This is a genomic window from Spirillospora sp. NPDC047279 (assembly GCF_040643285.1).
Classification (GTDB): Bacteria; Actinomycetota; Actinomycetes; order Streptosporangiales; family Streptosporangiaceae; genus Spirillospora.
Genome location: NZ_JBEYUA010000002.1, coordinates 193449 through 206470 on the forward strand (window position 1 = coordinate 193449; position 13022 = coordinate 206470).

At 68.2% G+C, this 13022-nt stretch carries 11 protein-coding genes and 1 riboswitch; of the genes, 3 read left to right on the forward strand and 8 right to left on the reverse strand.

What is annotated here, in order from left to right:
- Nucleotides 1-169 precede the first annotated feature (169 nt).
- From ABZ810_RS05145 to ABZ810_RS05165, 5 genes are all read right to left on the reverse strand, one after another.
- Nucleotides 170-2683 (reverse strand): ATP-dependent Clp protease ATP-binding subunit, encoded by a 2514-nt coding sequence (locus ABZ810_RS05145; RefSeq protein ID WP_358399405.1) that lies wholly within the window; start codon nt 2681-2683, stop codon nt 170-172.
- 361 nt (nt 2684-3044) lie between these two features.
- Entirely contained in the window at nt 3045-3365 is a 321-nt protein-coding gene (locus ABZ810_RS05150) for an Lsr2 family protein (protein ID WP_151559200.1), read from the reverse strand.
- Nucleotides 3366-3966: 601 nt separating this feature from the next.
- A complete protein-coding gene (locus ABZ810_RS05155; RefSeq protein ID WP_358400299.1) occupies nt 3967-4413 on the reverse strand; it encodes an RDD family protein in 447 nt (148 codons plus the stop codon).
- Nucleotides 4414-4502: 89 nt separating this feature from the next.
- Nucleotides 4503-5270 (reverse strand): RDD family protein, encoded by a 768-nt coding sequence (locus tag ABZ810_RS05160; RefSeq protein ID WP_358399408.1) that lies wholly within the window; start codon nt 5268-5270, stop codon nt 4503-4505.
- Between the two features lie 3 nt (nt 5271-5273).
- Nucleotides 5274-5792: an amino-acid N-acetyltransferase gene (locus ABZ810_RS05165; RefSeq protein WP_358400302.1), complete on the reverse strand. Its 519-nt coding sequence runs from the start codon at nt 5790-5792 to the stop codon at nt 5274-5276.
- 235 nt (nt 5793-6027) lie between these two features.
- Nucleotides 6028-6231, forward strand: a riboswitch (cyclic di-AMP (ydaO/yuaA leader).
- A gap of 99 nt (nt 6232-6330) precedes the next feature.
- Between ABZ810_RS05165 and ABZ810_RS05170 the strand changes: the two genes are divergently transcribed.
- A complete protein-coding gene (locus ABZ810_RS05170) occupies nt 6331-7227 on the forward strand; it encodes an NlpC/P60 family protein (RefSeq protein WP_358399410.1) in 897 nt (298 codons plus the stop codon).
- Between the two features lie 384 nt (nt 7228-7611).
- Here the strand turns inward: ABZ810_RS05170 and ABZ810_RS05175 are convergent, their stop codons facing one another.
- Nucleotides 7612-7842, reverse strand: coding sequence for a LuxR C-terminal-related transcriptional regulator (locus tag ABZ810_RS05175; protein WP_358399412.1), 231 nt, complete (start codon nt 7840-7842; stop codon nt 7612-7614).
- 510 nt (nt 7843-8352) lie between these two features.
- Between ABZ810_RS05175 and ABZ810_RS05180 the strand changes: the two genes are divergently transcribed.
- Nucleotides 8353-9363: a LacI family DNA-binding transcriptional regulator gene (locus ABZ810_RS05180; RefSeq protein WP_358399413.1), complete on the forward strand. Its 1011-nt coding sequence runs from the start codon at nt 8353-8355 to the stop codon at nt 9361-9363.
- Nucleotides 9364-9403: 40 nt separating this feature from the next.
- A complete protein-coding gene (locus tag ABZ810_RS05185) occupies nt 9404-10606 on the forward strand; it encodes a cytochrome P450 (protein ID WP_358399415.1) in 1203 nt (400 codons plus the stop codon).
- Nucleotides 10607-10643: 37 nt separating this feature from the next.
- Here the strand turns inward: ABZ810_RS05185 and lysX are convergent, their stop codons facing one another.
- Both lysX and ABZ810_RS05195 read right to left on the reverse strand, forming a co-directional pair.
- On the reverse strand, nt 10644-12134 hold the full coding sequence (gene lysX / locus ABZ810_RS05190) for a bifunctional lysylphosphatidylglycerol synthetase/lysine--tRNA ligase LysX (protein ID WP_358399418.1): 1491 nt from the start codon (nt 12132-12134) through the stop codon (nt 10644-10646).
- Between the two features lie 104 nt (nt 12135-12238).
- Nucleotides 12239-13021: a type III pantothenate kinase gene (locus tag ABZ810_RS05195; protein WP_358399420.1), complete on the reverse strand. Its 783-nt coding sequence runs from the start codon at nt 13019-13021 to the stop codon at nt 12239-12241.
- Nucleotide 13022 lies beyond the last annotated feature (1 nt).

The following is a 13022-nucleotide window of genomic DNA, read 5'->3' on the forward strand; positions in this document are numbered from 1 at the left end:
CACCGCCGTTCATCGACCCTCACCGCCGTCCATCGAGCCCGCCGGTCCGGAAGGCTCGATGATCGTAGTGCCCGGCCATCTCCGCGTCCCCGGGAACGCGGAAGGGCCCGCACCGGGTGGTGCGGGCCCTTGCCGGGCGGACTCTGCCCCTGGACGGATCCTCGGCGGATCAGTCCTTGTTGAAGTTGACCGCGCCCTCGATGGGCGGCGGGCTGTCCGGCACGCCGGTCGGCTTCGGCACGCCCTTGAACGTGAACTTGGCCTCCTCGCCGGTGCCCTCGGTACCGACGATCACGATCTGACCGGCCTTGAGCTCGTTGTAGAGGATCTTCTCGGACAGGTTGTCCTCGATCTCCCGCTGGATGGTCCGGCGCAGCGGCCGGGCGCCCAGGACGGGGTCGTAACCCCGCTCGGCCAGCAGGTCCTTGGCCTCCTGCTTGAGCTCCAGGCCCATGTCGCGGTCCTTCAGCCGCTCGTCCACCTTCGCGATCATGAGATCCACGATCTCGATGATCTCCGTCGGGGTGAGCTGGTGGAAGACCACCGTGTCGTCGACGCGGTTGAGGAACTCGGGACGGAAGTGCTGCTTGAGCTCCTCCGAGACCTTGGCCTTCATCCGCTCGTAGTTGCCCTGGTCGTCGTTCGAACGGGCGAAGCCCATCGAGACGCCCTTGGAGATGTCCTTCGAACCGAGGTTCGTCGTCATGATGATGACGGTGTTCTTGAAGTCCACGACCCGGCCCTGGGCGTCGGTCAGCCGACCGTCCTCCAGGATCTGCAGCAGCGAGTTGAAGATGTCCGGGTGGGCCTTCTCGATCTCGTCGAACAGCACGACGGAGAAAGGCTTGCGGCGCACCTTCTCGGTGAGCTGGCCGCCCTCCTCGTAACCGACGTATCCGGGCGGGGACCCGAACAGACGCGAGACGGTGTGCTTCTCCATGAACTCGCTCATGTCGAGCTGGATGAGCGCGTCCTCGTCACCGAAGAGGAACTCGGCGAGCGTCTTGGAGAGCTCGGTCTTACCGACACCGGAGGGGCCGGCGAAGATGAACGAACCGCCGGGGCGCTTCGGGTCCTTCAGGCCGGCGCGGGTCCGCCGAATGGACTGCGAGAGCGCCCTGATGGCGTCCTCCTGCCCGATGACCCGCTTGTGCAGCTCGTCCTCCATGCGGAGCAGACGCGTGGTCTCCTCCTCGGTGAGCTTGAAGACCGGAATGCCGGTGGCGGTGGCGAGGACCTCGGCGATCAGTTCCTCGGTCACCTCGGCGACGACGTCCATGTCGCCGGCCTTCCATTCCTTCTCGCGCTGCGCCTTCTGCGCGAGAAGCTGCTTTTCGGAGTCGCGGAGCGCGGCGGCCTTCTCGAAGTCCTGCGCGTCGATCGCGGACTCCTTCTCGCGCCGCACGTCGGCGATCTTCTCGTCGTACTCGCGCAGGTCCGGCGGCGCGGTCATCCGGCGGATGCGCATCCGCGAACCGGCCTCGTCGATGAGGTCGATCGCCTTGTCCGGCAGGAACCGGTCGCTGATGTAGCGGTCGGCCAGCTGCGCGGCGGCCACGAGGGCGCTGTCGGTGATCGAGACGCGGTGGTGCGCCTCGTACCGGTCGCGCAGGCCCTTGAGGATCTCGATGGTGTGCGACAGGGACGGCTCGGCGACCTGGATCGGCTGGAAGCGTCGCTCGAGCGCGGCGTCCTTCTCCAGGTGCTTGCGGTATTCGTCCAGCGTCGTGGCGCCGATGGTCTGGAGCTCGCCGCGGGCCAGCATCGGCTTGAGGATGCTGGCGGCGTCGATCGCGCCCTCGGCGGCGCCCGCGCCGACGAGGGTGTGGAGCTCGTCGATGAACAGGATGATGTCGCCGCGGGTGCGGATCTCCTTGAGCACCTTCTTGAGGCGCTCCTCGAAGTCACCGCGGTAGCGGGAGCCGGCGACCAGCGCGCCCAGGTCGAGCGTGTAGAGCTGCTTGTCCTTGAGCGTCTCGGGCACCTCGCCCTTGACGATCTTCTGGGCGAGGCCCTCGACGACGGCGGTCTTGCCGACGCCCGGCTCGCCGACCAGCACCGGGTTGTTCTTGGTGCGGCGGGACAGCACCTGCATGACCCGCTCGATCTCCTTGTCCCGGCCGATGACCGGGTCGAGCTTGCCCTCGCGGGCGGCCTGCGTGAGGTTGCGGCCGAACTGGTCCAGCACAAGGGAGGTGGAAGGCGCCGACTCGGTCGGCCCGCCGGAGGCGGCCGGCTCCTTGCCCTGGTAGCCGTGCAGCAACTGGATGACCTGCTGGCGGACCCGGTTGAGGTCCGCGCCCAGCTTGACCAGGACCTGGGCCGCCACGCCCTCGCCCTCACGGATCAAACCCAGCAGGATGTGCTCAGTGCCGATGTAGTTGTGGCCCAGCTGCAACGCCTCACGCAGCGACAGCTCAAGGACCTTCTTGGCACGCGGAGTGAACGGGATGTGGCCCGACGGCGCCTGCTGACCCTGGCCGATGATCTCTTCGACCTGCTGGCGCACCGCCTCGAGGCTGATCCCCAGGCTCTCCAAAGCCTTGGCAGCGACACCCTCGCCCTCGTGGATCAGACCCAGGAGGATGTGCTCGGTGCCGATGTAGTTGTGGTTGAGCATCCTGGCCTCTTCTTGAGCCAGAACGACAACCCGCCGCGCACGGTCGGTGAACCTCTCGAACATCTCGTCGCTCCTCACAGAGCGGTAGGGCAGAGTCCGGAACGTCCGAACCTGTCCTTCCGCATGCTAGCCCGCCCCGAGGAGGCCAACCCGGTGCACTCCCACCAGGAGACGTTCCCCAGCTAAGCGCTGTTCATCCTCATCCAACTACCCCATCGGTGCGTCATGTTCCCGCTACGCCGCAAGCGAACGGGGCTTTTCAGCAGGTCGTTCGCGCAGCGAGCCGTTCGATGCCGCACAACGCGCGGATTAGCCGACTGAGGCCTGTCTACCTCGTCGCGAGCGGCGCAACCCACAGAACGCTACGCCACAAGCGAACGGCCCGCCCCGAGTGTGCCGGAGCGGGCCGCCGAAGCGAGGTGTGTCAGTGAGCCGCCTCGTACTGCTCGACCACGTTCTGCGGGATGCGACCGCGCTCGTTGACCTTGATGCCGCGCTGCTTGGCCCAGGCGCGGATGTCGGCACTCCGCTCGCGACTGGACGCGCCGCGGGGGCGGCGGCGACGAACGGTGCCGGCCTTACGCGACTTCTCCACGAACGGCTGCAGAGAATCCCGCAGCTTCTTTGCGTTGGCGCTACTGAGATCGATCTCGTAGGAGGCGCCGTCGAGCGAGAACGCCACGGTCTCGTCCGCCTCGCCACCGTCGAGGTCATCGACGAGAAGCACCTGAACCTTCTGTGCCATGGGGACAGACCTTTCAGCTGGAGCAAACTGCATTCGGTTGACAAAGATATACCGCGATGTTGGCCGATGACAATTCAACACTCGCGATGAAGTTTCCTTCCCTGGGCGGTAACTCATCGTAATCAAGGTCGCCCAATCCGCCATCCGCCGGATAGCACTGCCCGCCACGGCGCGCGGCGGTCGGCAGGTGCATGAATTGTCCGGCCTCCGCGCCGGGATGTTTTCGAGGGTGACGGGGGTCACCGTGGGCCACCTGACCTGGGCCATCGATCTTGCATTCCTACTGGACGGACATTCCGAGGTGGCCGGTTCGGGGAGAGAAATACTCCCGGGGGGCGCTTAACGGGCAGGGCAACACCGATCCCGGAGCCATCGTTTAACCCCCACGTAACGGTACTTACCGGCACGCTGCGGCACCGAATCACCTCCACCGGGTGATCAGGACCGTACACCTGATGTGGATAGATTCCGGTGTGGACCGTGCCGACGAAATCCTTTGCCGTCCGCGCGCGCAAGGGCCGCCGCGCCCCGCGGCACGGATCGCATCCCTATATCAGCGGAAAAGTCCTCAATACCGTCACACCGCGCGTACCAGTCGACGTCAGCGACCGGACCCCGCGCCGCCCGCGCGTTTCACCACGAGAGTGCCCACCAGCCGCTCGTGCAGCGCCTGGCGCCGTTCCCCCTCGTACATTGCCGCCGCGTTCACGACCCAGAACAGACCGGCCAGTACGCCCAGGATGGGGACGGGCTGGACGGCGATGGGCACCGTGTACACCGCCGTTCGTGGCAGTGACCGCCACCATCCGACAGGTCCCCCGGAATCCATTCGCACGACCTGGACGCCGGCGAAGCGCTTGCCGAGAGTCCGCCCCAGGACGGCGAGCTGAACCCACTCATAAAGAAAGAGGCACGCCGCGATCGCCGGCGGCAGCGCGATCTCGGCTTCCCGCTCCGGCAGAACGGCGCCGACGACCATCACTACTGGCAGACCGACAAGAAGCGTGTCGACGATCCGGGCGAGCAACCGCTGCCCCGGCTCCGCCAGTTCGCCCGGCGGCCCGGAAACGGTGGACGCACCTTCTTCAGGGCCGCCTGGCGGCTCTTCTGGCGCGGGCACGGTGGACTTTCGGGCCTTCAGGCCTCGAACTCGGCGGTCTGGTCATACTCCGCGTACTGGCCCCGTTCGTCGATGACGACGGTGCCCGCAAGACGGTCGTGCAGGGACTGGTGCAGTGGCTGGTCCCAGATCGCCCACAGATAGGCCATCCACGCGCCCGCCCAGACGAGGAGCATCCCGTATGCGAAGTACTCCCAGAACATCACCGCGAGCGCCAGGAACGCGAAGACGCCGATCTGATAGGCGACATTGTTGATGGCCGAACGCCAGACCGCCTGGTACGTGGTCAGCGCCTCGCCCGCCGGCCGCACCTGCACGACGCCCAGCCCCATGATGCGCTTGCCGAGCGTGCGCCCCCACATCGACAGTTGCGCGGCCTCATAAAGGAAAGGCAACACCGACAACACCGTGAACAAGGTGAAGAGGATCGGCCAGTTCCAGACGCCGCCCTCGGTGTTGGCCTTGTCCCCGGCCGTGTCGAGCCCGATCACCCCGAGCGTGATCGGCAGGATGAGCGCGAAGCCGAAGACGGCCACCAGCGTGAAGTCGATGAGCCGGGCCCCGGCGCGCCGCGCGATCGGCGCCAGCGGGAGCTCGGCGGCGTCCGCCGTGTCGTCGTAATGCGGCTCGGACGGCTGCCACTGCTGCTGACCCTGCCACTGCTGCTGCCACTGCTGCTGCGGGGGCTGCCCGCCCTGCCACTGGGAAGGCGCCTGACCTCCCTGCCAGTGCTGCCCAGGGCCCGACTGCGGGTAGGGCCGCCCGCGGTGGGGGGGTTCACTCATCGGTCAGTCCTCCAGGCGAAGCAACATCCGGGTATTTCCCAACGTATTCGGCTTGACCCGGTCCAGGTCCAGAAACTCGGCCACACCGTCGTCATAAGAGCGCAGAAGTTCTTCGTACACCTCGGGCGAGACCGGCGTACCCAAGATCGGCTGGAACCCGTGCCGCGCGAAGAAGTCCACCTCGAAGGTAAGACAGAACACCCGTTCCACGCCCAGTTCCCGCGCGGTCTCCAGGAGCTTGGCGACGATGCGGTGACCGATCCCCCGCCCGCCGTGTCCCTTGTCGACCGCGACGGAACGGACCTCGGCCAGGTCGTCCCAGATCACGTGCAGGGCACCGCACCCGATGACGGCGTCGGCCTGGAGGTCCTCGGCGACCCAGAACTCCTGCACGTCCTCGTACAACTTCACGGTGGTCTTCTTGAGCAGGCGGCGCCCCGGCCCCGAGTACATGTCGACGAGGCGCCTGATGTGCCGGACGTCGGCGGTGCGGGCACGCCTGATCACTACTTCCACAAACAGGCGACATTATCGAACGTCCGGCCTTTACCTGTGGTGGACGTCCCCTTACCGTAGGTAGCTTCCCGGGGTGACTAGATAAAAGAGACCACACCCCCGCCCCGAAGGTGATGTAAGGCACATCCCCACCCCTGTGACATCAGGTGATCACTCTGTGGCGCCTGTGATTTCGCATGTTCTGGTTGGCATCGGGGTCCGACTCCGTTAGTGTCCTGCGCTGACATCGGCCACCGTCACGGCGGCCGAACCGCCGAGTCCACGGGCCGCAAGCCAGCGTCCCGAGGAGCCGGGGACCCACTTTCGGAGGGTTCCGGGGGATCACCCCGGTGCCCGTTACCGACTGGGGTGAATCCGCAGAGCGCGACCATCGCGCCGATCCGCGGAAGGGCTGCTCCGGCCCGAACCCGTCAGCTAACTCGGTAGGCGGACGAGGAGAGGAGAATTAGTGGAGCCATTGCGCCCTGCATCCTTTTCACGCTCGGTTCGCGGCAGGCGGGGTGCTCGATTCCGCGCCCTCGCCGTCACCGGGATGCTCGTCGGCGTGTCGCTGACGGCCCCGCCGGCGCACGCCGACCCCGAGCCGTCCACCAAGGAGCTGCGCTCGCAGGCCCACAAGCTCGCCGACCAGCTCGAGCAGCTGACCGAGCAGTACAACGGCCTCCGCGTGAAGCTCCAGCAGTCGCAGCGCGCCGCCAAGGTCGCCGCCGACAACGCCAAGCGCCAGGAGAAGGCGCTCGAGGGCGTGCGCGAGAAGGTCGGCAGCCTGGCCGCCACGAGCTACATGCAGGGCGGCGCCGACCCCACGGTCTCGTTCGTCGCCTCGCAGGACCCGCAGCGCCTCCTCGACCAGGCTGCCACCCTGCACTACTTCGCCACCCAGGACGGCACCCGCGTCCAGGGCCTCATGCAGGCGATGCAGGCCGCCCAGCGCGCCCGCAAGGCGGCGGAACAACGCGCCAAGCAGGTCTCCCAGCTCCGGACCCAGCTGGACTCCCAGCGCAAGAAGGTCACCGACCTCTACGAGAAGGTCCGCGGCCGCCTGGTCAAGCGCGACCCCACCGAGCTCGCCAAGCTCCCCGTCGTCGGCACCGGCAAGGGCGCCCAGGCCCTCCGCTACGCGATGGGCAAGCTCGGCCGTCCGTACGTCTGGGGCGCCGCGGGCCCGACCTCGTTCGACTGCTCGGGCCTCACCATGTGGGCCTACAAGCAGGTCGGCATCAGCCTCCCGCACTACACCGGCAGCCAGTGGAACGCGGGCACCCACATCTCCCGCGAGCAGCTCCAGCCGGGCGACCTCGTCTTCTTCTACGCCGACCTGCACCACATGGGCATGTACGTCGGCGACGGCAAGATGCTCCACGCCCCGCAGACCGGCGACGTCGTCAAGATCGTCCCGATGTCGGGCCGTCCCTACGCCGGCGCCGTCCGCGTCGCCTGACCGCTCCCAGGAACGCTCTCGACAACCCGCCACACGCCCGAGGAAAGCCGCCGCCATCCCCGCACATCTCCTGCGCCCTCAAAGCGCATCAGGGGCGCTGCCTGACGCACGCCGCCCCATGAACGAACGCGTCGGGGCCGAGCCCAGGTGGACTCGGCCCCGACGACATGAAGCCGCTAGAGACGTGATACCGATCAAGACACCTACATGTGGACGGGAGCGCGTAGGCGTTGGGGGGTCGGGGACGAGAAGGGTGCGGCGGCTTCCCCCGGGAGCGCCGCGCGGCGGGCGAGCCGGAGCTTCGTCCGCGGCGACGTCTGATGCAGGGACCTACCTGTCAGAACGTCGCCGCTGCGGGGATGGACGTAGCTCGTCTCGAACTGCTCAGATGAGTTGCCTTCGGGCCGCCCACACCACGGCCTCGATAGGGGTGTTGACCTCGAGCCGATCGCAGATCGTGCGCAGACGCCGCCTCAACGTCCGCGCGCTCAGCTCGAGTTTGCGTGCCGCCACATCGGCTGTGACACCGCTGGCGATCTGCGCGAGCAACCTGATCTCCTCCTCGCTCAGTCGCAGATCGTCGGTGCCACGACGTGCGAGTGTGGCCTGTTCCACTCCGTCCTCCCTCGTCCGTGGTGATGACCGCGGGGATGCAGCCGTCCGCTGCACAGGCACGGGTAGGCCTCTTACGCGTTGGGTTGCGTGGGTCCGGAGCCTCCGGACTTAGATCATCTGTTTCCTATCCATCTCGCATGCTTGGCCGGAGGTGGCCGATGGGTCGGTTGCGGGGCGTCGAGCGGGAACTCCGGGTGACGATTCACTCGTTGGCCAACCGAACGCGGGCACCCCGTCAGGGAGGTCTGGTTCCGGGACGGGCCATGATCGCCAGCCATCTCGAGCCCATCCCTTCTCGCCCGATTTCGTCGACCCCGTGCCAACGATGATCGTGAATCGTTTCAAGCTACGCTTCGGCTCGGAACGCTAGGCGGCCGGATCCGGCCCGTCAAGCGCCGATTGAGTACCTTGTGTGCTTGTATGGCCACCATGCGTGATGGTTTTCACGGGGGTCCGCAAGGGGGAGCTCAATAACCTGCGAAAACAGCCCCGGGGTCGACGAGGAGTGAGTTGCCGCCCACCAGCATTCGGGAAGTCGCGAGGCGTGCCGGAGTCTCAGTTGGGACCGTTTCGAATGTCCTAAACCGGCCAGACCTCGTGGCCGAAGCCACCCGTGACCGCGTTCGCGCGGCGATCGAGGAGCTCGGATTCGTCCGCAACGAGTCCGCCCGGCGGCTCCGGCAGGGGCCGGAAGAGCCGGTCCCGCGCCGTGCCCGCGCATTCGGAATCGTCGTCGAGGACCTCACCAATCCGTACGCGACCGACGTCGCCCGCGGCGCCGAGATGGCGCTCAACGAGGCCGGCCATGACGCTCTGTGGTTGACCAACGATCACTCGCGCGACAAGGAACGCCGCATCATCGAGTTGCTCGAGGAGCAGCGCGCCGCCGGCGTGCTGATCATCCCGGTCGGGCTCGGCCCGGACGAGATCGCCCGGATGCGCGCCGCGGGCATGACGGTCGTGCTGCTCGACCATGCGGCACCGGACGTCTGCTTCGCCCAGGTCGACCATGTGGCCGGCGGTGACATCGCCGCCGCGCACCTGCTCGGCCTCGGCCGCGAGCGGCTGGCGTTCGTGACCGGGCTCCCCGAGCCGACCCCGTGCGTCGAACGCCGCAACGGCGCCGCCCGCACGCTGGCCAAGGCCGGCGGTGGCGAGCTGATCACGCTCACCCAGGAGGCGCTCACCCCGACCGAGGGCCAGGCCGCGGTGCAGCGGCTCATGGACCTGCCGGAGATGCCGGACGGCGTTTTCTGCGCCAACGACCTGCTGGCCATCGGCCTGATCAACGAGCTGGTGCGGCTCGGCGTGCGGGTGCCCGACGACGTCGCCGTGATCGGCTACGACGACATCGAGCTGGCCAGCAGCGCCGCCGTTCCGCTGACCACGATCCGCCAGCCCCGCCAGGAGCTGGGGTTCGAGGCGGCCGAGCTGGCACTGGCCGAGGCCGCGGAGGGCGAACGGCACCGGCACCGCCAGGTGGTGCTCACCCCGGACGTGGTCATCCGCGATTCCGCCTGAGCCATTGACACGGCGTACAAGACCGGGATGACCTTGGCTCATGGACGCCCCGGCCATTCTCGGCTTCGATCCGTTCGATCCGGCGTTTCGGACCGACCCGTACGCGCACTACCGCCGGTTCGGGCCCCGGTTGCGGCGGACCGAAGTCGGGTTGTGGGTCACGACGTCGTACGAGATGTGCGCGCGGGTGTTGCGCGATCCCCGTTTCGGGCACCGCCCGGAGGGCGCCGGCGGGTTCTGGAGCGGCCAGAACCGGCGGCGCTCGTTCCTGACGCTCGACCCGCCCGACCACACCCGGCTGCGGCGGCTGGTGAGCAAAGCGTTCACCGCGCGCCTGGTCGAACGGCTGCGGCCGCGCGTCGAGGAGGTCGTGGGCACGTTGCTCGCCGACGTCCGGGGCGAGGTCGACGTGATCTCGGCCCTGGCCTATCCGCTGCCGGTGATCATGATCAGCGAGCTCCTCGGCGTTCCGGCGGGTGACCGGGCACGTTTCAAGACGTGGTCGGACGCGCTCGCCCGCGGTCTCGATCCGGACTTCCTGCTGTCGGAGGACGAGATCGCCCGGCGGGACGAGGCGCGCGCCGAGTTCGTCGCCTACTTCACCGACCTGGCGGAGATGCGCCGGAAGGAACCCCGCGACGACCTGCTCAGCGCGCTCGTCGCGGTGTCCGACGGCGACGGCGGCACCGACGGCGACCGGCTGACGGAGGAGGAGCTGCTGGCCACCTGCGTCCTGCTGCTGGTGGCGGGGCACGAGACCACGGTCAACCTGATCGGGAACGGCGCGCTGGCCCTGCTGCGCCACCCCGGCCAGCTCGCGTGGTTCCGCGAATATCCCGAGCAGGTGCCGGCGGCGGTCGAGGAACTGCTGCGCTACGACCCGCCCGTGCAGCTCACCCTGCGCGCGGCGCTCGAGGACGTCGAGCTGGACGGGGCGAAGCTGGAGCGGGGCGCGCTCGTCCTGCTGCTGACCGGGGCGGCCAACCGCGACCCCGCGGTGTTCGCCGAGCCCGACCGGCTCGACCTGAGCCGGTACGCCGCGGGCCCGGACGAGGCGTCCCGGCATCTGGCGTTCGGCCTGGGCATCCACTTCTGCCTGGGTGCCCCGCTCGCCCGGCTCGAAGGTCAGATCGCCCTCGGCAGGCTCTTCGAACGCGACGTCGAACCGATCGGCGGGGACCTCGGCTACCGCGACAACCTGGTGCTGCGCGGCCTGGACACCCTCCCCGTGCGGGTGTCCTGACCGCCGTTCAGCCTTGGCCGTTCTTCAGTCTTGCCCGCTATTCGGGCTTGACCAGCGGGAACAGGATCGTCTCGCGGATGTTCCTGCCGGTGAAGGCCATGATCATCCGGTCGATGCCGGCGCCCATTCCACCGGTCGGCGGCATCGCGTACTCCAGCGCCCGCAGGAAGTCCTCGTCCAGCTGCATGGCCTCCGGGTCACCGCCGGCCGCCAGCAGCGACTGCTCGGTGAGGCGGCGGCGCTGCTCGATCGGGTCGACCAGCTCGGAGTAGGCGGTGCCCAGCTCGGTGCCGAACCCGATCAGGTCCCACTTCTCGGTGAGCAGCGGCTCCTCGCGGTGCTGGCGGGTCAGCGGCGAGGTCTCGACCGGGTAGTCCATGACGAACGTGGGCTGGACGAGCGTGTGCTCGATCAGCTCCTCGAAGATCTCCTGGACGACCTTGCCCTGGCCCCACTTGGGGTCCCAGTGCACCTCACGGGCGTCGGCGTACTTGCGCACCTGCTCGATCGGCGTGTGCGGGGTGACCTCCTCGCCCAGCGCCTCGGAGACCGAGCCGTAGAGGGTGACGCGCGGCCACTCGGGCAGCCCGAGCTCGATCTCCTGCCCCTCGTGCACGACGACGGTGGTGCCCAGCGCGGCGACGACCGCGTCCTGGTACATGCGCTGCGTCAGGTCGGCCATGTCGTTGTAGTCGAGGTAGGTGCCGTACGCCTCGACCATCGTGAACTCGGGGTTGTGCGTCGAGTCGGCGCCCTCGTTGCGGAAGTTGCGGTTGATCTCGAAGACCTTGTCGATGCCGCCCACGACGAGCCTCTTGAGGTAGAGCTCGATCGCGATGCGCAGGTAGAGCTCCATGTCGTAGGCGTTGATGTGCGTCTTGAACGGACGCGCCGCGGCCCCGCCGTGGATCGGCTGCAACATCGGCGTCTCGACCTCGAGGTAGCCCTCGTGGTGCCAGAAGTCGCGGACGGCCCGCACGGTGGCGCTGCGGATGTGCGCCATCTTGCGCGCCTCGTCGTTGACGATGAGGTCGACGTACCGCTGCCGGACGCGGGCCTCGGGATCGGTCAGCCCGGCGTGCTTCTCGGGCAGCGGCCGCAGGCACTTCGAGGTGATCGCGTAGGAGTCGGCCATGACCGAGAGCTCGCCGCGCCGGGACGTGATGACCTCGCCCTCGACGCCCACGTGGTCGCCGAGGTCGACGTCGCGCTTCCAGGCGTCCAGCGCCTCCTGCCCGACCTTGGCCAGCGACAACATCACCTGGATGTCGCCGCTGCCGTCGCGGATGGTGGCGAAGCAGAGCTTGCCGGTGTTGCGCACCAGCATGACGCGACCGGTGACGCCGACCTTGTCGCCCGTCTCGGTGCCCGGCTCGAGCTCGGGGTATTTCTCCCGGACCTCGGCGATGGTCGCGGTCCGGGGGAAGGTCACCGGGTACGGGTCGATGCCGCTCTCGCGGAGCCGGTCGAGCTTCTCCCGGCGCACGCGCATCTGCTCCGGGAGGTCGTCGTAGGTCTCGTCACTCACGCGCCCCAGGCTATCGAGCCCGATCGATGCCCCGCGAACGACTTCCCGATGATCACTGTGCGCGTGCGCGGCGCGACGGCCGTCCGGGGTGCGCCGGGGCGCGCTCAGGGGGTGTTGCGCTCGTAGATGAGCCGCAGGCCGACCAGGGTGAGCCACGGCTCGAACGCGTCGATGCTGCGCGCCTCGTCGAGGACGAGCGGCGCCAGCCCGCCGGTGGCGATGACGGTGACGCCGCCGGGGTCCTCGGCCAGCTCTTCGGACATGCGCTCGACGATGCCGTCGACCTGGCCGGCGAAGCCGAAGATGATCCCGGACTGGAGGGCCTCGACGGTGTTCTTGGCGATCACGTTCCGGGGGCGCTGGAGCTCGATCTTGTGCAGCTGGGCGCCGCGCACCGACAGCGCGTCGATCGAGATCTCGATGCCCGGGGCGATCGCGCCGCCGACGTACTCGCCCCTGGCCGAGACGGCGTCGAACGTGGTGGCGGTGCCGAAGTCGACCACGATCGCCGGGCCCTTGTGCAGGTGGACGGCGGCCAGGGCGTTGACGATGCGGTCGGCGCCGACCTCCTTGGGGTTGTCCATGCGGACCGGTACGCCGGTCTTGACGCCGGGCTCGACGATCACCGCGGCCACGTCGCCGTAGTAGCGACGGCACATTTCCCGCATTTCATGCAGAACGGATGGCACGGTCGAGCAGAGGGCGATGCCGCTGATGTCGGTCTCGGCCAGCAGCGGGCTCTGCTGGACGAGCCCCTGGAGGACCACCGCGATCTCGTCGGCGGTGCGCCGCGGGTCGGTGTTGATCCGCCAGTGTTCGATGACCTCCTCGCCCTCGAACAGGCCGAGGACGGTATGGGTGTTACCGACGTCGATGGTGAGCAGCATC

Bases quoted from the DNA above. Each gene is read 5' to 3' on its own strand.
- ABZ810_RS05145 (WP_358399405.1), bottom strand. From the start codon at position 2,683: ATGTTCGAGAGGTTCACCGACCGTGCGCGGCGGGTTGTCGTTCTGGCT.
- ABZ810_RS05150 (WP_151559200.1), bottom strand. From the start codon at position 3,365: ATGGCACAGAAGGTTCAGGTGCTTCTCGTCGATGACCTCGACGGTGGC.
- ABZ810_RS05160 (WP_358399408.1), bottom strand. From the start codon at position 5,270: ATGAGTGAACCCCCCCACCGCGGGCGGCCCTACCCGCAGTCGGGCCCT.
- ABZ810_RS05185 (WP_358399415.1), top strand. From the start codon at position 9,404: ATGGACGCCCCGGCCATTCTCGGCTTCGATCCGTTCGATCCGGCGTTT.
- ABZ810_RS05195 (WP_358399420.1), bottom strand. From the start codon at position 13,021: ATGCTGCTCACCATCGACGTCGGTAACACCCATACCGTCCTCGGCCTG.